The 20,556-nt window shown below is 57.2% G+C and carries 21 protein-coding genes and 4 pseudogenes; 10 read left to right on the top strand and 15 right to left on the bottom strand.

Translation table 11 applies throughout. From position 1 onward, the window contains the following. Complete coding sequence (locus OCA8868_RS14215) at positions 1-633, bottom strand: sigma-70 family RNA polymerase sigma factor (protein ID WP_093997259.1); 633 nt, start codon at positions 631-633, stop codon at positions 1-3. 93 nt (positions 634-726) lie between these two features. Between OCA8868_RS14215 and OCA8868_RS14210 the strand changes: the two genes are divergently transcribed. Genes OCA8868_RS14210 through OCA8868_RS14185 form a run of 6 tightly spaced genes read left to right on the top strand, consistent with a single transcriptional unit; the run spans position 727 to position 5,745 of the window. Then, positions 727-2,007 (top strand): NAD(P)/FAD-dependent oxidoreductase, encoded by a 1,281-nt coding sequence (locus OCA8868_RS14210; RefSeq protein ID WP_093997258.1) that lies wholly within the window; start codon positions 727-729, stop codon positions 2,005-2,007. Then, positions 2,004-2,759, top strand: coding sequence for a DUF1365 domain-containing protein (locus OCA8868_RS14205; RefSeq protein WP_093997257.1), 756 nt, complete (start codon positions 2,004-2,006; stop codon positions 2,757-2,759). The genes OCA8868_RS14210 and OCA8868_RS14205 overlap by 4 nt, the downstream gene beginning before the upstream one ends. Continuing rightward, positions 2,759-3,916, top strand: coding sequence for an SAM-dependent methyltransferase (locus tag OCA8868_RS14200; protein WP_093997256.1), 1,158 nt, complete (start codon positions 2,759-2,761; stop codon positions 3,914-3,916). The genes OCA8868_RS14205 and OCA8868_RS14200 overlap by 1 nt, the downstream gene beginning before the upstream one ends. Next, positions 3,909-4,640, top strand: coding sequence for an SDR family NAD(P)-dependent oxidoreductase (locus tag OCA8868_RS14195; protein WP_093997255.1), 732 nt, complete (start codon positions 3,909-3,911; stop codon positions 4,638-4,640). The genes OCA8868_RS14200 and OCA8868_RS14195 overlap by 8 nt, the downstream gene beginning before the upstream one ends. Further along, a complete protein-coding gene (locus tag OCA8868_RS14190; RefSeq protein WP_093997254.1) occupies positions 4,637-5,350 on the top strand; it encodes a TspO-related membrane protein in 714 nt (237 codons plus the stop codon). The genes OCA8868_RS14195 and OCA8868_RS14190 overlap by 4 nt, the downstream gene beginning before the upstream one ends. Further along, entirely contained in the window at positions 5,347-5,745 is a 399-nt protein-coding gene (locus OCA8868_RS14185; protein ID WP_093997253.1) for a DUF2177 family protein, read from the top strand. Before OCA8868_RS14190 ends, OCA8868_RS14185 begins: the two co-directional genes overlap by 4 nt. Positions 5,746-5,884: 139 nt before the next feature. Here OCA8868_RS14185 and OCA8868_RS17090 read toward each other — a convergent pair. The 4 pseudogenes from OCA8868_RS17090 to OCA8868_RS14170 form a co-directional block, all read right to left on the bottom strand. Next, positions 5,885-6,234: pseudogene (locus tag OCA8868_RS17090) on the bottom strand (AMP-binding enzyme); the annotation flags it as partial. Between the two features lie 57 nt (positions 6,235-6,291). Next, positions 6,292-6,504, bottom strand: a pseudogene (locus OCA8868_RS17085) (AMP-binding protein); the annotation flags it as partial. A gap of 44 nt (positions 6,505-6,548) precedes the next feature. After that, a pseudogene (locus tag OCA8868_RS14175) lies at positions 6,549-7,335 on the bottom strand (hypothetical protein). A gap of 65 nt (positions 7,336-7,400) precedes the next feature. Then, a pseudogene (locus tag OCA8868_RS14170) lies at positions 7,401-7,852 on the bottom strand (type 2 periplasmic-binding domain-containing protein); the annotation flags it as partial. Positions 7,853-8,002: 150 nt separating this feature from the next. On the opposite strand from OCA8868_RS14170, the gene OCA8868_RS14165 reads away from it, so the two are divergent. Continuing rightward, the gene (locus tag OCA8868_RS14165; protein ID WP_093997252.1) at positions 8,003-8,965 is read left to right on the top strand and encodes an acetyl-CoA carboxylase carboxyltransferase subunit alpha; all 963 of its coding nucleotides are present in this window, start codon (positions 8,003-8,005) and stop codon (positions 8,963-8,965) included. Beyond that, on the top strand, positions 8,962-9,456 hold the full coding sequence (locus tag OCA8868_RS14160; RefSeq protein ID WP_093997251.1) for a hypothetical protein: 495 nt from the start codon (positions 8,962-8,964) through the stop codon (positions 9,454-9,456). The genes OCA8868_RS14165 and OCA8868_RS14160 overlap by 4 nt, the downstream gene beginning before the upstream one ends. Here the strand turns inward: OCA8868_RS14160 and OCA8868_RS14155 are convergent. Genes OCA8868_RS14155 through OCA8868_RS14135 form a run of 5 tightly spaced genes read right to left on the bottom strand, consistent with a single transcriptional unit; the run spans position 9,453 to position 12,922 of the window. Beyond that, a complete protein-coding gene (locus OCA8868_RS14155; protein WP_143849646.1) occupies positions 9,453-10,022 on the bottom strand; it encodes a hypothetical protein in 570 nt (189 codons plus the stop codon). The genes OCA8868_RS14160 and OCA8868_RS14155 overlap by 4 nt on opposite strands. Then, positions 10,019-10,618, bottom strand: a complete 600-nt coding sequence (locus tag OCA8868_RS14150; RefSeq protein WP_093997249.1) for a pyridoxamine 5'-phosphate oxidase family protein — start codon at positions 10,616-10,618, stop codon at positions 10,019-10,021. Before OCA8868_RS14150 ends, OCA8868_RS14155 begins: the two co-directional genes overlap by 4 nt. After that, a complete protein-coding gene (locus OCA8868_RS14145; protein WP_093997248.1) occupies positions 10,615-11,352 on the bottom strand; it encodes a lysophospholipid acyltransferase family protein in 738 nt (245 codons plus the stop codon). Before OCA8868_RS14145 ends, OCA8868_RS14150 begins: the two co-directional genes overlap by 4 nt. After that, complete coding sequence (locus OCA8868_RS14140; RefSeq protein ID WP_179214867.1) at positions 11,349-12,251, bottom strand: cell division protein FtsX; 903 nt, start codon at positions 12,249-12,251, stop codon at positions 11,349-11,351. Before OCA8868_RS14140 ends, OCA8868_RS14145 begins: the two co-directional genes overlap by 4 nt. After that, complete coding sequence (locus OCA8868_RS14135) at positions 12,251-12,922, bottom strand: cell division ATP-binding protein FtsE (RefSeq protein WP_093997246.1); 672 nt, start codon at positions 12,920-12,922, stop codon at positions 12,251-12,253. The genes OCA8868_RS14140 and OCA8868_RS14135 overlap by 1 nt, the downstream gene beginning before the upstream one ends. Before the next feature lie 175 nt (positions 12,923-13,097). On the opposite strand from OCA8868_RS14135, the gene OCA8868_RS14130 reads away from it, so the two are divergent. After that, on the top strand, positions 13,098-13,988 hold the full coding sequence (locus OCA8868_RS14130; protein ID WP_093997245.1) for a zinc-ribbon domain-containing protein: 891 nt from the start codon (positions 13,098-13,100) through the stop codon (positions 13,986-13,988). 3 nt (positions 13,989-13,991) lie between these two features. Here OCA8868_RS14130 and OCA8868_RS14125 read toward each other — a convergent pair whose 3' ends face one another. From OCA8868_RS14125 to argH, 4 genes are all read right to left on the bottom strand, one after another. Continuing rightward, positions 13,992-16,604, bottom strand: a complete 2,613-nt coding sequence (locus tag OCA8868_RS14125; RefSeq protein ID WP_093997244.1) for a DUF4175 domain-containing protein — start codon at positions 16,602-16,604, stop codon at positions 13,992-13,994. 72 nt (positions 16,605-16,676) lie between these two features. Continuing rightward, the gene (gene lysA / locus OCA8868_RS14120) at positions 16,677-17,942 is read right to left on the bottom strand and encodes a diaminopimelate decarboxylase (RefSeq protein ID WP_093997243.1); all 1,266 of its coding nucleotides are present in this window, start codon (positions 17,940-17,942) and stop codon (positions 16,677-16,679) included. A gap of 69 nt (positions 17,943-18,011) precedes the next feature. After that, positions 18,012-18,188: a hypothetical protein gene (locus OCA8868_RS16705; RefSeq protein WP_179214865.1), complete on the bottom strand. Its 177-nt coding sequence runs from the start codon at positions 18,186-18,188 to the stop codon at positions 18,012-18,014. After that, complete coding sequence (gene argH / locus OCA8868_RS14115; RefSeq protein WP_093997242.1) at positions 18,185-19,579, bottom strand: argininosuccinate lyase; 1,395 nt, start codon at positions 19,577-19,579, stop codon at positions 18,185-18,187. Before argH ends, OCA8868_RS16705 begins: the two co-directional genes overlap by 4 nt. Positions 19,580-19,609: 30 nt before the next feature. Between argH and OCA8868_RS14110 the strand changes: the two genes are divergently transcribed. Further along, positions 19,610-20,191 (top strand): TlpA family protein disulfide reductase, encoded by a 582-nt coding sequence (locus tag OCA8868_RS14110; protein WP_093997241.1) that lies wholly within the window; start codon positions 19,610-19,612, stop codon positions 20,189-20,191. A 125-nt stretch (positions 20,192-20,316) separates the two neighbouring features. On the opposite strand, the gene OCA8868_RS14105 is transcribed toward OCA8868_RS14110, so the two are convergent. Next, positions 20,317-20,556: transposase (locus OCA8868_RS14105; protein ID WP_179214866.1), on the bottom strand; the 240-nt coding region annotated here is incomplete at its 5' end.

Raw genomic sequence — 20,556 nt, 5'->3', positions numbered from 1 at the left:
TTAACGTAGTTCCTTTAACTCGTAGCGTAGCTTTTCAAGGCCCAGTCGGATACGTGACTTGATCGTACCAAGCGGTAATCCCGTTTGGCTGCTGATCTCTTGATGGGTAAGCTCACCTAGGTAGGCTTTCTCTATGATGTCGCGCTGGTCAGGTTTCAGCTTCAACAATGCGTCTTTCAATTGTCCGGCTTCTTGTTCAACGGCCAGTATCTGGCTTGCATCGGGCTCGGCACTCGGATCCTCGCCCAGTTCTTCTGGCAGGGGGCGGTTTTCTTTGCGGATCACATCGATCTGGCGGTTGCGCGCAATCTGATAGACCCAAGCAGATACCTGCGCCCTTTCGGGATCAAACTGTTCTGCTTTATGCCATATCGTCAGCATGACCTCTTGCACGATTTCTTCGGCCTGTCCGGCCCCCGTGCCAGAGCGCATGATGAAACCCTTCAAACGGGGCGCAAAATGATCGAACAACAACGCAAACGCCGTGCGGTCACGATCGTCGCGGACAGACAGCATGTAAGTCGTCAGTGAAGATATCTGAGACGGCTGTTGCTTCACACTTGCACGTTCCTTTCGCGGCGCCACCAGAGGGCGCCGTTCAGCTTGATCGGGATTGATGCAATCTGTCAACATAGCCCAATTACGGGAGGCGTTGGTTTCCGGATCATTTTTTGATCCAAATTTCTTCGTCGCGCGTAAACTAGGAAACAAAGAACCGGAGTTTCCATGTCGCTAGATACTATTGTGACCCGCCCGCAGCGCATCGCCATAATTGGTGGCGGCATTTCTGGGCTCGCGGCTGCCCATCTGCTCGCGCCGCAGCATGCGGTCACACTTCTTGAGGCCGCGCCGAGGTTAGGCGGGCACGCGCGCACGGTTATGGCTGGCCGAAATAGTGACCAACCCGTCGACACAGGATTCATTGTCTTCAATTACGCCAACTATCCGCACCTGACGCGAATGTTTCAGGACCTCGACGTGCCGGTCACCAAAAGCGACATGAGCTTCGGGGCCTCGATCAATGGTGGCGAAATCGAATACGGGCTTCGCGATTTAAAGGCGCTCACCGCTCAAAAACGTAACATCCTGCGGCCAGGGTTTGTCGGAATGGTGCGTGACATCTTGCGGTTCAACGCCAAGGCCGAGGGCCTTGCAACCGACGACAGCGCCACAATCGGTGATCTGATGGCCGATCTGCAATTGGGCGATTGGTTCCAGCGTTACTACCTGATGCCGCTATGTGGCGCGATCTGGTCCACGCCGCCAGACGAAATCCACGCTTTTCCCGCCCGCGCCTTGGTCCAATTCTTTCGCAACCATGCCCTGCTTAGCGCCTCCGGCCAGCATCAATGGTGGACGGTGGATGGCGGTAGTATCGAATATGTACGCCGTCTGGAACACAGCCTTCGCGGGCGCGGCGTTGCAATCCGCACCAGTACCAAAGTCGACAGTGTCAGCCGCACCGCAACCCAAAGCATCATCCACTGTGGCGGCGCACCACTCGCGCCGTTCGATCAGGTGATTTTCGCATGTCATTCGGATCAGGCATTGCGCCTATTGGATCAGCCCACCTCGCAAGAGCGTGCCGCGCTTTCGGCGATCAGATTTCAAGACAACCAGATGATCCTACACAGGGATATCAACCAAATGCCTCAACGGCGATCGGTTTGGTCCAGCTGGGTCTACAAAGCAGACACGACCCGCCCCGAGCCTGCCATCGGTGTGACCTATTGGATGAACCGACTGCAAAACATCCCCGAGAGCGATCCGCTTTTCGTGTCCCTAAACCCATCAGAATCCGTGCCAGATCATCTGATTTATGACCAAAAAACGTTCCGCCACCCCGTGTTTGATGGCCCTGCATTGGCGGCTCAGAAACAGCTGAACGACATGCAGGGGCAGAACAACACGTGGTTTGCCGGGGCTTACACGCGGCATGGCTTCCACGAAGACGGCTTTGCAAGCGCCGCCCGCATCGCCAGAATGATGGATCGACAAATCGCATGACATTCACACCCGAACATATCGCAGGTGAAACAGTTCATGCCCGCCGGGGGGCGATCTCGCATGCTTTCCGCTGTGGCGTCAACTTTGTTTTGATCGACCCCGAGGCAGAAGCCAGCGGCCCGCGCTTGTTTTCGCGCAACCGGTTCAATCTGGCGTCCGTTCATGATCGCGATCATGGCGGCCCGCTTAAGAACGGGCGCGGTGCCGAATGGGTGCGCGACGTGTTGTCAGCGCACGGGCTCACCGATCCCGACCTCAAGCTGCGTCTTCTGACCCAGCCGCGTCTGCTTGGCTCCGGTTTCAATCCGGTCAGCTTTTGGATGGCCGAGAAAGCTGAGCAGTTGGTTGCTGTGATCGCTGAGGTGTCGACGCCCTTTGGTGACCGTCATTCCTACCTGTGCCACCTGCCGGACTACGCCCCCATCACCGCTGAAAGCCGCATATCAAAGCCGAAATCTCTGCATGTTTCGCCATTCCAAGAGGTTAAGGGCAGCTATGAATTCAGGTTCAACATTCGCCCCGACAAAATCGCTATCCGCATCCTGCATCGCAACGGCGACGAAGGTGTGGTCGCGACCCTGACAGGGCCGCGCGCCCGCCTGACAAACACCAGCATAATCAAAGCCGCGTTACGCGGCCCTTTGTCAGCGTTTCGCACACTTATGTTGATCCATTGGCAGGCACTGCGTCTGAAACTAAAGGGCGCGCGATATCGCACCCGCCCAACGCCCCCCAAGACCGAGGTTACCTAATGCTGTTCCTGACAAAACGCGTGAAACACGACTTTCTCGATACCTGTGCGCAGATCCAATCAGGGAGCCTGACCCTGCGCACGCCCGAGGGCGAAGTCTTCAGTTTTGGCCAAGGAAGCCCTGAGGCCGACATCCAGATCCACGACTGGTCGGTGGTCACGGCCATCGCATCACGCGGTGATATCGGCTTGGGCGAAACATACATCGCGGGGCTCTGGGACACCTCCTCGATCGAAAACCTGACAGTCCTATCGCTCAAGAACCTCGAAGAGTTTCGCGGTTATGCCTACGCAGGATTTTGGGCAAGCCTGAAATTCCGCGTGGTCAACCGTTTGATGCGCTCCAATTCCCTCAAAGGGGCGTCGCGCAATATTCGCGCGCACTATGACGTCGGCAATGAGTTCTATCAGCTGTGGTTGGATGACAGCATGACCTACTCATCGGCGATGTTTGCGCCCGGTGACACTGATCTCGGTCGCGCCCAAGCCCGAAAATACGACCGTGTCCTGAACCAGATCGGTGACGGCGAACGCGTACTTGAGATCGGGTGTGGTTGGGGCGGCTTTGCTGAACGTGCCGCAGATACCGGTCGCCACGTAACGGGGCTGACAATCTCGCCCAGCCAGAAGGGGTACGCTGATGCGCGGCTCGATGGTCGTGCAGAAATCCGGCTTCAGGACTACCGCCACAGTACAGGGAAATATGACAGCATCGTCTCCATAGAGATGATCGAAGCTGTCGGAGAGTCCTACTGGCCGACCTATTTCTCAACATTGAAAGCCCGACTGGCCGAAGGCGGGCGAGCTGTCATCCAAGCAATCACCGTGCCTGATGATTATTTCAGCACCTACCGACGCAGCGCGGACTTCATCCGGCAATACACCTTCCCCGGTGGCATGTTATTGTCAGATGCCGTGATCGCTGATCAAGCAATGCGAGCTGGTCTGGTGGTAAAGGGCAGTCATGGATTTGGTCAGGATTACGCCCGCACCTGTGCCCAATGGAGCGACCGCCTAACCCAGCAGTCGGCTAACGTGAAAAAACTGGGCTATGGCGACGGGTTCCTACGCAATTGGCAGTTCTACCTTGGCATCTGCGCGGGGTCTTTTGCCGCTGAACAGACTGACGTCGTTCAAATTGAGCTGGCCCATGCCTGAGACCATCTGGATTATTGGGGCAAGTGCTGGCATCGGCGCCGCCTTGGCCCGTGAATGGGCGCACCGTGGCGCGCGCCTGATCCTGTCGGCGCGCTCCCAAGATCGGCTCAATGATCTGGCGACCGAACTTGGGCCCCAGCACATCCCCCTCGCACTCGACGTGTCAGATCGCGCCAGCATCGAAGCGGCGGCAGCCAAGGTTTCCGAGAATGGACCGCTAGATCGCATCGTCCATCTGGCCGCCCTTTACGACCCCGGCAAAGTAGCCGATCTCGACCCCGACGCGGCGGCGCAAATTGTAACTACAAACCTGACTGGTAGCTTTTATGTTGCACAAGCCGCCCCATCACTGCTGCGGGCTGGTGGGCAACTGGCATTATGTGGGTCTGTGGCAGGCTACATTGGACTGCCTCAGGGCCAGATCTATTCGGCAACCAAAGCTGGCGTGATCAATTTGGCGCAATCCCTGCGAGCCGAACTTTCCGGCCGCGTCGATGTCCGCCTTATCAACCCCGGGTTCGTCGACACGCGCCTGACGCAACGCAACACGTTCACTATGCCCGCAATCTTGACACCACAGGTCGCGGCATCCGCGATCATCGACGGATTGAACACCCGGCGCTTCGAAGTGCATTTTCCGCGTCGTCTGACGTGGGCGTTAAAGCTTCTGAGCACCTTGCCATATTGGGCTGCCTTACCGCTAACCAAAAGGTTAACACAATGAAACGCTACCTCCCGCTCGTGGTTCTGGTCGCAACTCTGACATTCGCGTTGTCTCCTTTGGCATCCACAGGCTTCAACGGCTTTACGCCGGATCAGTTTCCAGTTGTTCAAAACGATCCACCTGTTCAGCCAGCTGGCTACGCCTTTTCGATTTGGGGCCTGATCTATGCGTGGCTTATTGTCGGGGCCGGCTATGGGTTTTGGCGAGCTGCCGAAGACCCCGGTTGGCAGGCGATGCGAACGCCACTTGCAGTGAGCTTGACCGTCGGGACTTTCTGGATCGCAGCGGCGAATGCTGCGCCTATTCTGGCGACAGTTATGATCGTAGCGATGGCCGTTTTGGCGATCCTCGCAATGTTACGCGCGGGCCATCGCCAACCTTGGTTACAGGTTCGCCCTGTAGCGCTTTATGCAGGGTGGCTGACAGCGGCCAGTGGCGTGGGCATTGGCGTCCTTTTGGGGGGATACGCAATTCTGTCGGCGCAAAGCGCGGCGATCCTTTGCTTGATTGGCGTCCTCGCGGTTGCGCTCGCAGTCCAATCAGCCCACCCGCGGGAGTGGGGCTACCCCGCTGCCGTGGTTTGGGCACTTGTTGGCGTCATCGTCCAAAACGCGCCAAGCAATTGGCCTGTAATCATTCTCGCTGCACTTGGTATCGCTGCATTAATGTCTCGCACCTTGTTTTCAGTCATCAAAGGCCCAAACACATGAACATCGTCATTCTCTACATCGCGACTGCCGTGATCTTTTTCGCCGCCGATGCCATTGGCCTTCGGCTGATCATCAAACCGGTGTTTGACCGCCATATCGCGCACCTGTTCGCTGATCCGTTTCGCGTCGTCCCAGCCGCTGTATTCTACCTAGGCTATATAGCCGGCGTACTGTGGTTCGTATCCATTCCCGCTTTGCGCAACCAAGATCCGGCGTCAGCCATAATCAGTGGCATCGCGCTCGGGCTTCTGGCCTACGGCACCTATGAATTCACCAACTACGCGACACTTCGCGACTGGTCGATCCAGCAGGTTGTCGTGGATACGATTTGGGGCGGTGTTTTAACGGGGTTCGCCGCTTGGGCCGGTGTAATGGTCACGCGCTCTCTCGGGTGAGGCCCCAAAAGTCATTGCAAAACGCTCATTAGTAGCGGCGCAGAAAACTACGAGAGGGTCCGCAATGCGGGACAAATTTGCCTTTCATGGATTGGCACATGGGGACTGCTAAGTACTCAAATCAGATACTCTTTTCCGGTCAAAGCATCTCGGCCAATTTAAGACGTTGGATTTTCCCGGCGGGCCCCTTGGGTAGCTCTTCTAGAAAGTGGGTTTTTTCTGGTGATTTGAATCCGCCAAGGCGGTCCATACATCTTGAAATGAGGTCGCTTTCACTCAACGTTGGTCCAGAAACGACTGCGACAGCAGCTTCGACACGTTCACCGTATTGTGCGCAAAGGCGTGCGAAGCAGCTACTTCGACGACGTCATTCAACCCGTAAAGAACCTCGTCTAACTCAAGTGGGGCGATGTTTTCCCCGCCGTTGATGATCAGTTCTTTCAGACGCCCCGTCACAAACACATATCCGTCCGCATCCATCCGGCCCAAATGCTCCAACGCAAAGGCAATCGCGTTCGGTCCAGCCGCGAGGTTGATCATTGTCGCCCGATACCCGCCATAAAGCGTGGCATAGGATGCGACGACTCCTTCTCGCCCGTTGGGATGGATGATCGCAACGCTTTCGCCTTTTTCGATCCCCAATCCTGCCATGCCCTCAGCGATCCGGCGTGCACCATCCCGTAAAGAGCGCCAACTAAGAGTTTCGCCAGCTTCAGGAAAGACAAACGCCTCGCTGTCGCTGTTTGCACGCGCATCCAGCTAGTCGCGAACCGTGCCTTCAGGAGGATTAGCGGGATCGAAAGTCACTTACCCACCTGCTGCCAATAATCTCCAAAGATATCTTCTACTGCGGGTTCACGGGCAGGGATTTCGCGTATTACCTTGGTTGATTGGATGAAGTGTTTCCAATGCAGGTTGTCATCAATCGAATTTCCACCCCATGAGCCACAGCCCATCGAAAGTGAAAACGGCATCCCGTTGGTGAACGAACCGCCAGTTGCAAACGTATGCGCCTGATTTACGATCACGCGATTGGTAGGGACTGCGTTGGCCAGCGTAATTGCGCGGCTATCATCGCTTGTGTGGATACCAACCGAATGGCCCGCCCCTTGATGCAATTGCACTTCGCGTGGGTTGGGAACTGCATCCTCAAAGTCAGACGCACGCTAGAGCGCCAACACGCGGCTTAGCTTTTCACCGGACAACGGATAGTCCACTCCGATCCCTTTGGTTTCCACGGCGATGGCACCACAGCGCCAATTACCCCGATGGGGCGGGCGATTTCGGTAATACCTGTATTGGGATCATCACTGATAACGCCATAGGTCTTGGCGTCGGCGATATCGCGCATCAACCCCAGCGTCTTGCGGTGGTTCTTGGTGATTTTGTCGAGAACATTTCCAAGGCCCGTCGTCTCAACCGCCATCTCTGCAAGGATACGATTGCGACTTGGCTCCATGATCGCCCACGCTGCAGCTTGTGCGGCTCGATCATATTTTCCTGCGATCCGCCAGCTTCAAATGCGGCCTGCGCGGTGCGCGCGCGGGCAACATTGGCTTCGACTTCGGCTGCGGGATCATTGAGGATTATGTGAATTCCTTCGGGGACTGACGGGGCGCGCCTTTGCTGCCCCGACTTGTCATATAATATAGCGCTTAGAGGTCTGCCATCGGCGCTTCGAGCGTTTCCTGACGAGCTACCCACATTTCAATCACCTCTTCACGGGTCATGATGTGCATGGGTGAAGCACCAGCTTCGATACAACGGGCAACTCGGCCATTCTCGAACATAGCCGGAACAATACTGCTAGGTGGTCAATAATCGCTGGATCTGTGCCCGCAGGTACCATCACACCGCGGAAGTTCACCGATGCATTGTCGATGTCATAGCCCCGTTCCATCATTGTCGGAACGTCATCAATGAAGGAATTGCGTTCAAGGTCGAACACGCCACTCAAGACTTCGTCAGCGATCACAGCGCGCATTGCTCCCGCGCCACCTGCATTATTGGGAATATAAGCCAATTCAACGCCTGCGACCTTCTCAAGCTACAACGCCGCAATGTGGTGCCCTACGAACAAGCCCGCACCTGAGAACGTAAGACCGCCCAACGGCCATCATCTGCGCACGTGAAGTTTGTGAAGTGACTTGTATAAAACTGCGGTTCGTAGCCGGCTTTAGCGGTTTGCCTGTTGGTGCATTGCATTGCCGCCCCTAGCACCCTTATATCGGAGCTAAGTAAACTTGGAGCGTTTCGCATGACAAACTACCTCGACTTCGAAAAGCCGCTTGCTGAGATTGAAGGCAAAGCTGCTGAACTGCGCGCAATGGCGCGTATGAACGAAGATATGGACGTCGAAGCCGAAGCGCAGGCGCTGGATAAGAAGGCGGCGGATCTGCTGGTCAGCCTGTACAAGGACCTGACACCTTGGCGCAAATGCCAGATCGCGCGTCATGCGGATCGCCCCCATTGTAAAGACTACATCGAGGCGTTGTTCACCGAATACACGCCGCTGGCCGGCGATCGGAATTTTGCGGATGACCACGCGGTTATGGGTGGTTTGGCGCGTTTGGATGGACGCCCCGTGATGGTGATCGGCCACGAAAAAGGCAACGATACCAAATCGCGGATTGAGCGTAACTTTGGCATGGCGCGCCCTGAAGGCTATCGCAAAGCGATCCGGCTGATGGATATGGCTGAGCGGTTTGGGCTGCCTGTTATTACGCTCGTCGATACGCCGGGTGCGTATCCCGGCAAAGGTGCCGAAGAACGCGGTCAGTCCGAAGCAATTGCACGATCTACACAAAAATGTCTGCAACTGACCGTGCCACTGGTGAGCGTTATCATCGGTGAAGGCGGGTCTGGTGGCGCTGTGGCGTTTGCGACGGCCAACCGCGTCGCGATGCTGCAACATTCTGTTTACTCAGTCATTTCGCCAGAAGGCTGTGCGTCGATCCTCTGGAAGGACGCCGAGAAGATGCGCGAAGCTGCAGAGGCGTTGCGTTTGACGGCGCAGAACCTGAAAGAGCTGGGTGTTTGCGATCAGATCATTGATGAGCCAACAGGCGGCGCGCATCGCCACAAGAAAGCGGCGATTGACGGTGTTGGCGCGGCGCTTAAGTCCATGCTGGACGAGCTTGAAAGCGAAAGCCCCGAGGCATTGCGCCAATCGCGCCGTCAAAAGTACCTCGACCTTGGGCAAACAGGACTCGCAGCTTGATCCGCGCCTCCATCGCTTTGATCTTGTCGGCGCAGGTGGCGTCTGCGGGCGGGTTGATGGACCGCACTGTGACATTCGGTGTCCTTGCGTATGATGAAACGGAAACGCCGATTTATGTTGGTGAGCGCCACCCTGCGGTTGTGACCAACAGCGTTGAATACGGGCTAGGTCCAGAAGGCCAACAGAACGGTTGGGACATCGTGCCCGCCATCATCGACATCCGCGACCAAAAGATCATTGTGACCTATCCAGATACTGTTGGCGGTGTTTTCCCCGAGCCGGAGTTCAACGGCTACGTATTGGACTTCCTAACCGACTGCGTGTTGTTCAACGGCGCGGGGCAGGACATCGAAAATTCGACAATTGAACTGGCCGATGATGCGATTTTCGTTGAAGGATCAAAGCTCTACGTCGACATGGCGGGCCTCGAATTCGGGCCGCAGACGTTTATTGTGGTGGATGTCGACGTCGCGGATTGTCCGCTGAGTTAATCCGCCAGATCGCGAACAACAATCACATTTGAGACCTGCGACTGCGCCACGGACATCACCACGCGATTGCCTTGAGCGAGCGACATGCCCGTCTCGAACCAACCGAGGGTCTGGAAGAGATCGTCGGCCCCTAAGTCGATGTCCGTTCGCTCTTGGTCGAGCTGTAGGTCGCCCAAGGGCTGAACGGCGACCGTGATCTGTTCAAAGAAGTCATCGGACTCAATTTCAAATGCTTGCGTGTAGGCCCCCATAGGTCGGCCATCCAAACGGCAGATACGCAGTGGCGGTTCTGTGATTTCGCCCCATGAGGCCACAAAACGCGCATCAAAGACGATTTTCGCGCCTCCGCCGATCAGTCGGTTGTCGGCGTCCGTATTGTCATAGACCCCGACCTCACGGCCCAAGTCTTGGAAGGGAGCATCGCCCGTGAGGATATAGGGGAGGCATTGGTCAGTCAGCGCGGCCATGAGAAGGTCTTCATCGCTGACGTGTCGCCATGTATTGAAGCCCCAAACTGCAACGGCAGCGGCCCCTGCCCCCACCAAAAACCCCGCGAGTTTGCTCACCACATTCTTCCTTTGGCGTATTCGGCGTAGCCGTCATCATAACCCTGTGCGTCGAACTCGGCCTGTTGTTCTTTGATCAATTGCCCCGCAGTTGGCAGGTCAGTTACGGGGTCGCCCGTCCATAATTCTGACCGCATGATTGCTTTGGCGCATTGAAAATAAGCTTCACCCACAGTGATCACTATAACGGATTTGGGATGTTTGCTGTTTTGCTCAAAACTTTGCGTGATGGCGGGGTCGTCGGCTAATACTGCCGTGCCGTTCACGCGGATCACGTTGGATGATCCGGGCACCATGAACATCAGGCTCACCCGCCCGTCACGCACGATATTGCGCAGGCTATCAATGCGGTTGTTGCCGCGCCAATCGGGAAGCCAGAGGGTTTTATCATCAACCATGCGTACAACAGGGCCAACATCGCCGCGTGGGCTGCCATCAGACCCTTCCGGACCGACGGTTGTCAGAACGCAAAACCGCGCAGTGTTGATCCATGTGGCGTAATGGGGCGTGATCCGCGTGACGACTTTGGTAAGGGATGCTGGGACGGCGGCATCATAAAGCGCTTCAAGTGCGTCGATGGTATCTACTGTTTTCATTCTTCAATCGCGGTAAAACCGGCCTCTCGCATAAGCTCGTTTGAGCGCTTTTCGACGGAGTCTTCGAGGATTTTCATAAACACGGGTATTTCGAGCCCAGCTGGAATGCGTGGCAAAAACTCAACCACGGCCAAACCCGGTTTGCGGTAGACTCCGCGTTTGGGCCAGAACACGCCAACATTGGCGGCGACTGGGACGCAGTCTTGACTGAGTTCTTTGTACAGAACACCCGTGCCGATTTTATAAGGCGCTTTGACGCCCGGTGCGATGCGTGTGCCTTGGCTGTAGATAATCAGTTGTCCGGGGAACAAGCGCCCTGCGGACACATCCGCGATCATCTTCTTGATCGCCGCGCCACGCTTGCCGCGTTTGACCGGAATACACCCGACCCGCAGGCCGAATTGCCCAACGACAGGCGCGTACTTCAGGATGTCTTTCATGATGAAGCGACCTGCGGGGATATCACCATAGATCATCAACACATCTAGGAAGGACTGGTGTTTTGCCGCGACCAAGACTTCGTCCTGTGGGGGCGTGCCGCGCACTTCGCATTTCAGTCCGATAAGCCACCCCGCCAGCCATGTGATGAACCAGCAATAGGATCGGCAGCAGAGCACGGCCATGCGGCGCGAGAAAATCGCCGGAATCGCGAAGACGATCCCCCAAGGCAGCAGCGCGACATACATGATGACGTTAAAGATCAGGGATCGGACCCATTGAATAGCGTAGCTCATGATTGTTCCTTCAATGTGCGCAGGGCAGCTTGGCGTGTGGCGACAAAGGCCACAACCGCCGCAAGAATGGGGATGACCAGCGGCCAGAGCCAATGCCAGCCTTGAAAGCCGAGGCCCGTTAGAAAGCCTCCTGCGGCGTCTGCGCTGGGCAACAGCATGACCGCAAGCGTACCGATAAACGTGCCTGCGGCGGCGCCGATCAGCGCACGCAGGGTAAAACGGCGCACAAAGGCACGGGCGATGTAGATATCCTGCGCCCCGACAAGGCGCATCACGCGGATGACTTGGGAATTGGCGGCAAGAGCAGCATTGGCGGCGAGGGTAATCATCGCGGCGGTGGCCCCTGCGATCAGGAGCATCGACACGAAACCGAGGAGACGCAGACGAGAAGCGGCCTCAACAAGTGGTTCACGCCAGCGGGTGTGGTCATCGAGCACGGCACCGGGGACCTCGGCCTGAAGACGGGCGCGTAGGCCCGTTGAATCGTAGCCGTCGCTGTCCTCAATTATCTCGATGAGCTGTGGAACGGGCAGCGTTTCGACGGGAAGATCCGGCCCGAACCACGGGGCCAGCAATTCGCGTTGCTCATCATCCGTGAGGGGGCGTGCTTGGGCGATACCGGGGGTGGATTGTAGGACCGTAAGGCCCGCACGTGTTTGCGCCTCCATCTGGTCTTGCGGCGCGGAGATGCGCAGGGTGGATGTTTTGGCAAGTTCCGCCGACCACCGATCCGCCAGACGGCCCGTGGCAAGGGAGAGCGCCAGCGCGAAAACCGCAAGGAAGGCCATCGCGCCGGAAGACAGCAACGTTAGACGCGCGGTGAAACCGGTTGGCGGTACGGCGCGGTCTGCTTGCGGGTCCCCAGCGAGGAGTTCGAGAAGGCGGTTTAGAATTTTCATCAGATGTCCGCCCCCGCAAGCTGCAATCGACGGTCTTTCAAGCGTAAAACACGCGCGGACACCTGCGCTTTGGCCGCGCGAATTAGGCTGATGTCATGGGTCGCGATCAGTACCGTTTTGCCCATTTTGTTGAGTTCAACCAGCAAGGCCAAAAGGCGTTGCGACATTTCCCAATCGACGTTGCCAGTCGGCTCGTCCGCCAGAATGACTTCGGGTGACATGATGACGGCGCGGGCGAGTGCCGCACGTTGGCGTTCACCGCCTGACAACTGCGGTGGCAATTGCTGGGCTTGTTGGGAAAGTCCGACCCAACCAAGAAGATCCGTTAGATCTGAAGAGGTTGTAGCGTGGCCAGAAACCGACAATGGCAGCGCGATATTTTCAGACACAGTCAGGTGATCGAGGAACTGACAGTCCTGATGCACCACGCCGATGCGGCGCCGCATATGGGCCACATCATCACGGCTAAGCGCGCGCGCATCCTGACCAAATAGGCGTACCTGCCCGCTTGTCGCGACCAATTCACCATAACACAGCTTGAGCAAGGTTGTTTTGCCAGCACCGGACGGGCCCGTCAAAAAGTGGAACGACCCAGCCGCCAACTGCAAATTCAGGCCGGAGAACAGCTCTGCTCCGCCATAATTATAGGCCACATTGTCCAGCTCGATCACGGTGGTTCTAACCCCTTAGCCCGTTTGTTTGTTTGGTTTTGGCGCAAACCAGCGCCACATGCAATCTGCGCGAACGTCAGCGATGCGGCAAAACCTTTGCGCTTGCCCCTTAGGATCGGTAAGATTCCGCAAAGAGTTTGGGCAGAATGCCCGATTGAGGCTGGGGAAAACGAAAATGCGGATGATTTGCCCGAATTGCGGCGCGCAGTATGAAGTCGCGGATGATGTTATTCCGGCAAGCGGCCGCGATGTGCAATGTTCCAACTGCGGGCACACTTGGTTTGAGCAACCAGGAGCGTCTGAAGCAGCAGAACATGGAGCACCAGTTGAAACGCCGTCAGAGCAGACGCCACCCCCTGCCCCAAAACCTGAACCAGAAGTCGAAGCCGCGCCCGAACCAGAAGCGGTAAGCGATCCTGAGCCGGAACCAGAACCCGCGCCTGAGCCAGAACCCGAGCCCGAGCCGGAACACGTCGAACCGCAAAGGCGTGAGATGGACCCCGACGTGGCCGACATTCTGCGCGAAGAAGCCGAGTACGAACAAGCGGCGCGTCAGGCCGAAGCTGATCCGATCGAGACCCAGCCGGACCTTGATCTGTCGCACGACCCTGATGAAGACCGCCGCAGCCGTGAGGCGCGTGATCGTTTGGCGCGTTTGCGTGGTGAAGAACCTGAAGCAGCCGCAGCCGTCGGTGCGATGATGCAGCAAGAAGCAGAAGCCCCGCGCCGCGAGCTTTTGCCGGATATCGAAGAGATCAATTCCACGTTGCGCCCCGAAGCAGGTCCATCCGAAGTGATGGACGAAGAGTATGAGGAAGCTCGCACGCACAGTGGTTTCCGTCGTGGGTTCATGTTGATGGTGATCCTCGCGCTGATCGCGCTGTTGGTTTACATCTTTGCGCCGCAGATCAGTGCTGCCGTTCCGCAGGCCGAACCGGTTCTGACGTCCTATGTTGAATGGGTCGACGGGCTGCGCATCTGGCTGGACGGGAAAATGCAGGGGTTCATTGATAGCGCTGCTGACGCCACGCCGGAGCCCGCTGTTGAGCCTGCTCCCCAAGGGTAACCCTTAAAAGCGATCCAAAAGGCGGCGCAGGTAGTCGAGTTCGAGCTGCGGGCGTTCCTGATCGGCTGAACGATTGCGCAGTTCTTGCAATAGTTCTTCCGCGCGGCGGTTGATGTCGTCTTGCAGCATGGATTCTTCAGACCCGAATTGCCCTGTGTTGCCCATCTGACGACCAAGCGGGTCACGGCGCTCGGGTTCTGGGCGGCCTTCGGCGTTGCCAGTTTGCGTGCCTTGACCTTCCTCAAGTTCATCCATCTGGTTCTCGGCCAGCGCTTGACCCAAGTTGCGCATGCCTTCGCGCAGGGCGTCCATGGCTTCGGCTTGGCGGTCAATGGCTTCGGCCAGATCGCCCTCGCGAAGGGCCTCTTCGGCACCATCCATTGCGCCCTCAGCGCTTTCTAGGGACTGTTCCGCACTTTCTGCGGCGTCACCTGACAAACCTGGCAGGCTATTGCGTAGCTGATTCAAGCCGTTGCGCAGCGCTTCCTGACGTTCAGCGAAGCTTTGTGGGCTTCCACCACCTTCGCCGGCTTGTCCGCTGTCGTCAGTCAGCCCTCCTTGGGTGTTGTCGCCCTGCCCTTGGCCTTGGCCCTGTTGCTGCCCCTGTTGTCCGTTGCCTTCTTGCCCGTCTTGGCCTTGCTGTCCGGGCTGCTGACCTTGCTGACCGGGTTGTTCACCGGGCTGCTGGCCGTCTTGTTGACCTTGTTGGCCCTCATTGAACTGTTCTTGCAAGTCGCGGAAAGCTTCATCCGTCAGGTCTTGCTGGTCGCGCAGGGTTTCGGCCAAATCTTCCATGGATTGCTGGCCGGGTGTTTGCGGGCCGCCTTCGCCACCTTCCCCGCCTTCGGTCATCTGAAGGTTTTCCAGCAGCTGGTTGAGCTCTTCCATCAGCTCCATAGCTTCGGCCATACGGCCTTCTTCCATCAGCTCTTGGATGCGGTCCATCATCGCCTGAATTTCGTCTTGGCTGATGGTCTGGTTTTCTTGATTTTGATCGGGCTGATCCGTGTCGTTCGGGGACGGTTCCATCTGATCGGCGAGCATTTGCATGTAGTCGTTCGTCGCCTCGCGCAGCTCTTGCATCAGTTCGGCGATTTCTTCGTCCGAGGCGCCGTTGCGCATGGCCTCTTCAAGGCGTTCTTGTGCGCGCTCAAGTCGGGCGCGGGCATCCGCGAGGGAACCTTCTTCCAATTGGACGGCCAGTTCCCAAAGCGCCTCGACGACCTCAGCTTGCACCTCGTCGTTTAGACCCGTTTCTTCCATTTCTTCGAGGCGGTTAATAATGAAGCGCAAGCGAAGGTAGGTGGTTTCATCGGGGAACAGCTCATCCGGGCGGTTGGACACAGCCCGCAAGACCTGCGCCACGCGGGGTGCGTTGGTTTTGGACCACAGGATATCGCGTCGTTGTTCGATGATTGCGCGGGCGGTGGGTTGGAAGAACCGCTTGCCTGGCAGGATAAGGGATTCAAGGTCGCTGCCGCCCGTTTGTCCGAGCGCGTCTTCGACTTGCAGCGTCATCGTCACAGGGAAGTTTGCCCAAGCGTGCTGGCTGAAATCATCAATCAGCAGTTCTTCGAAATCGGCGCGATCGCCGGAAAACGGCATTGGCAAATCGAGGACAACTGGTTCGCGCGGGTCTGGATCTACCATCAGACCATGGCGACGGTTCACCGCCGTGAGGTCCAGCTCAATCGTCGCGGTTCCAGCGATAACGCTATAATCATCGGTTGCGGAAAACGGCTGGGACATCTCGCCCTGCGCGTCAGCCTCAATCGGGCCGGTAAGTTCGACGGTTGGTGCTGCGTCTTCGAGCAGCAGGATTTTCCATGTTTGGCCGCCTTCACCGACAATTGAGATTTCACCTTCTTGGGTGACTTCAAAGCCCTGTTGTTGGTCAGTCGCCGCACCCAAATCCTCGGTGCGTCCAGAAACAGTTTCTGACACGCTCAATGCGCCAACATCGCCGTAAAGGCGCAGAGTAATGAATGAGCCTTGCGGAACTTGGATGCGGTTGGCGATGATGTCGGCAAGGTAAAGCGTCGGCTTGCCTGTGTAGGCAGGTGGTTCGATCCAGCCTTCCCAAACGGGTCCAGTTGCCAGAACGTCGCCGCCCTGCGCGGCATTCGTGACGGTGCCAACACGCCAGATTGAGCCGAACAAAAGCGCGACCACCATGAACAACACGGCCATGTAGCGCAGGCCATAGGGGTCTTTTGCCGACACGCGCAAATCGGGTTCAACCGCTTTGGCATCGCGGGTCTTGGCCTGCATGCGTGTCAGGTGGGCGTCCCAAACGGCCTCGGACGCGGCATCGCCTGCGCCGATTGTTTGGATGTCATTCAAAGCCGCAATCGGGCGGCCGGGAAGGCGGGCGTCAACGCGAGCAATGGCCTCGGCCTCGCTCGGCCAATTTAGGCGGCGAAATCCGCGCACCAACGTCCACAACAGGGCAAGCACCGCGATGACAGCATAAACCCAAACCGCCTCAAGCGGCAGAAAGTCCTGCCAGCCCATAACAAGCGGCGCGAGTACGAAGAACAGAACCGTCCAGAATGGCCAAAAGGCTTGCGTCACGCGCTCGGCGATCAAACCGGCGCGGGTCAACAAAACTGGCATTTTCAAATGCGCAAGCACTGGGCCTGTTGGTATCAGCGGGGTTCTCCTACCAGCTTGGGCGCTGCGAAACGGTTACAGCCACTCAGGTATGCTATCGCGGTTTATCATCTCTTCAAAGGTCGGACGTCGGCGGATAACCGCAAATTGATCCCCGTGGACCAGAACCTCGGGAATGAGGGGGCGCGAGTTATATTCGCTTGCCATTACAGCACCATAGGCGCCAGCAGAGCGGAACGCGACGAGTTCATCTGCGTTCAAAGTCGGCATATTTCGCCCCTTGGCGAAGGTGTCGCCACTTTCGCAGATCGGGCCAACGATGTCGTATTGGGTTTGTTCACCGCCGGCCTGCGGTTCAATAACGGGGATGATGTCGTGGTGGGCTTCGTACATCGCAGGGCGGATCAGGTCGTTCATCGCGCCATCAACGATCAGGAATTTACGCCCCTCGCCGGATTTCACGTAGATCACTTTGGTCACAAGAATGCCGGAGTTGCCCGAGATCAGGCGCCCCGGTTCGATCTCGATTTCACAACCCAAGTGCCCGACTTCTTCTTTGATCATTGCGCCGTATTCGATGGGCAGTGGTGGCGCGTTGTTGTCACGCGCGTAAGGAATGCCAAGGCCGCCACCAAGGTCGAGGCGGGAAATCTCGTGCCCATCGCTGCGCAGCTGTTCGGTGAGTTCGGCAACCTTGCGGTACGCAAGGCGGAAGGGTTCAAGTTCGGTCAACTGGCTGCCGATATGCACATCGATGCCGATAACTTTCAGGCCCGGCAGATCGGCGGCCATCGCGTACACGTCGCGGGCGCGGCTGATTGGAATGCCGAATTTGTCTTCTTTTTTACCGGTGGAGATTTTGGCGTGGGTTTTTGCGTCCACATCAGGGTTCACGCGCACTGTGATTGGCGCGGCCTTACCCAATGAAACGGCAACTTCCGAAAGCGCTTCCATTTCCGGCTCAGATTCGACGTTGAATTGGCGAATACCGCCTTCCAGTGCGATGCGCATTTCGTCGCGGGTTTTACCGATGCCCGAAAACACGATTTTGTCGCCAGATACACCCGCAGCTTTGGCACGCAGGTATTCCCCACCGGACACTACATCCATGCCAGCGCCTGCATCGCCGAGCAGCTTAAGCACCGCTTGGTTGGACAGCGATTTCATCGCGAAACACACGAGGTGGTCGATACCGTCCAGCGCGTCATCAAACAGTTTGAAATGACGCAGCAATGTCGCGGAGGAATAGACGTAGAACGGCGTGCCGACCTGCGCTGCAATCTCAGCGATGCTGACGTCTTCGGCCATCAACTGGCCGTCACGGTAAAGAAAATGGTCCATTCTGCTCTCCGGTGGAATCGCGTTTCATCTGACCTAGCAGATTACACAGCAAGCCCAACCCCGATCAGCCTAGAGACTAAGCCCGACGGTGAAGTTGCCGTTTGTTGCGCCAACGCCAACATTCGGGGTCACGCCGTTTGGCCCAACGGATACGCCAACGTTTCCAGACGGGCGAATCGGCGGATCATTGGCACCGCAGGCCGCGACAAACGCCACAGTGAAAAGTGTAATAATAGGGCGCATCATGAGAGGTCCTTTTTCCAGCGGGCAATTTGCGCGCGTACATTTACTGGCGCGGTGCCGCCGTAGGATGTGCGGCTAGCAACGGAATTATCCACGCCCAACACATCAAAGATAGCCCCAGTGATGCCCGCATGAACAGACTGCATTTGCTCAAGGGTTAGTTCTGGCAAGTCACAGCCCTGGTCTTCGGCCATCGCAACCAGTGATCCGGTGATGTGATGTGCATCACGGAACGGCAGGCCGAGTTCGCGCACAAGCCAGTCGGCGAGGTCAGTGGCGGTGGAAAAGCCCATGGCGGCCGCGACGCGTAGATCATCAGGGCGGGCTTTCATGTCGGCGACCATACCCGTCATCGCGGCAAGGCCGAGCATCAGGTTATCCGCAGCATCAAAGGTTTGTTCTTTGTCTTCCTGCATGTCCTTGGAATAGGTCAGCGGAAGGCCCTTCATGATTGTCATCAGGGCCACATTCGCCCCGAAAATACGCCCGATCTTGGCGCGCAAGAGCTCCGCCGCGTCTGGGTTGCGTTTTTGCGGCATGATGGAGGAACCCGTGGACCAACGATCAGACATGGCGACAAAGCGGAACTGCGCAGAGGACCAGATGACGAGTTCTTCGGCGAGACGGGACAGGTGCATCGCGCAAATGGACGCCGCGCCGAGGAATTCGAGGGCAAAGTCACGGGCGGCGACGGCATCAAGCGAGTTGGCCATCGGGCGATCAAAGCCTAGCGCATCCGCGGTCATCTGGCGGTCGAGCGGGAAGGACGTGCCGGCAAGTGCAGCGGCACCCAAAGGTGATTCATTCATTCGCTTGCGGGCATCCGCGAAACGGGCACGGTCGCGGGCGAACATCTCAACGTAGGCCATCATGTGGTGACCCCATGTCACGGGCTGGGCGACCTGAAGGTGGGTGAAACCGGGCATAACCCAATCAGCGCCCTCTTCGGCCTGACCAATCAACGCCTCGATCAAGGCTTTCAACGCGCCGTCAGCGGCATCGCATTGATCCCGCACCCAAAGGCGAAAATCGACGGCCACTTGGTCATTGCGGGAACGACCTGTGTGCAAACGGCCCGCAGGCTCGCCAATGATGTCTTTCAGGCGGGCTTCGACGTTCATGTGAATGTCTTCAAGCGCGGTCGAATATTCGAACGTTTCGCCCTCAATCTCTGACAACACCGTGAGGAGGCCTTCACGGATCGCTTCGGCATCGCTATCGGTGATGATACCTTGTGCGGCCAACATCGCCGCATGTGCACGGGAGCCTTCGATGTCTTGTTTCGCCAATCGACGATCAAATCCGATGGATGCATTGATGGCTTCCATGATTGCGTCTGGTCCTGCGGCAAAGCGACCGCCCCACATTGCATTTGAGGATGATTTATCCGACATAAAAAGCGTCCTTACGCAGAGGTTTGCCCGATGAAAAAACAACTGATTTTCGCAGCTGCCACAGTTATCGGTGTTGGTGCAGGGCTATACTTGGCATCGGAGCGAGGGGAAAGCCCTGCCGTTGTGCAACAGGATTTCACAGCACTTGAGGCATTGCGCACAGGTGACATGATGAAGCTGCAATTCGGGGCTGATCGCGGGTCTGATGTGGTGTTTACGCACGAAGACGGATCTGACCTGACGTTGGCGGCGTTTGAGGGGCAGTATGTTTTGCTGAACTTCTGGGCCACGTGGTGTGCGCCGTGCCGCAAGGAAATGCCGCATCTGTCAGAACTGCAGGACGAATTTGGCGGTGATGATTTTCAGGTCGTAACGGTCGCGACCGGGTTGAACCAACGCCCGGCGATGGAACGATTTTTGGACGAGATCGGCGTTGATAACCTGCCGCTTCACACCGACAACAATTCAGCGCTCGCGCGGGATATGGGGGTTGTCGGATTGCCCGTGACGTTGATTATGGACCCGCAGGGCCAAGAAGTTGCGCGTTTGATCGGCGACGCTGACTGGGCAAGCGAGAGCGCGAAGACTATTTTAAGGGAATTACTTGGCTAGCAGTAATGCCGCGAAGCAGCGAAAGTCCGGTTTCCGTCGATTCTGTTGAAAAACAATGTGTTGCGAGCGCAGAAAGTACGATTCTCAACACAGCGCGGGCGCCTTTCTGATCAGGCTTTGCACGTTTACTGCGGTGCAGGAAAGATCTTCGCTAGTTTGCGGAGGTTTTGGGCGGTGGCAGCGAGTAGGAATTCGTCATTTGCCCCGCATGGGCCGCGTAATCGCAATCGTCCCAACTCCAGAATACGTTTGAGGTGTGCGAAGAGCATTTCGACCTTCTTTCGCAGCCGCATTGAGATCGCATATTGCTTAGTTTTTGCGATATCACGCGCGACCTGACGGGCATCTTCATGTTCTTCGCGGGT

This window comes from Octadecabacter ascidiaceicola, assembly GCF_900185015.1.
GTDB lineage: Bacteria > Pseudomonadota > Alphaproteobacteria > Rhodobacterales > Rhodobacteraceae > Octadecabacter > Octadecabacter ascidiaceicola.
This window is presented reverse-complemented; position numbering and strand designations above follow the sequence as displayed.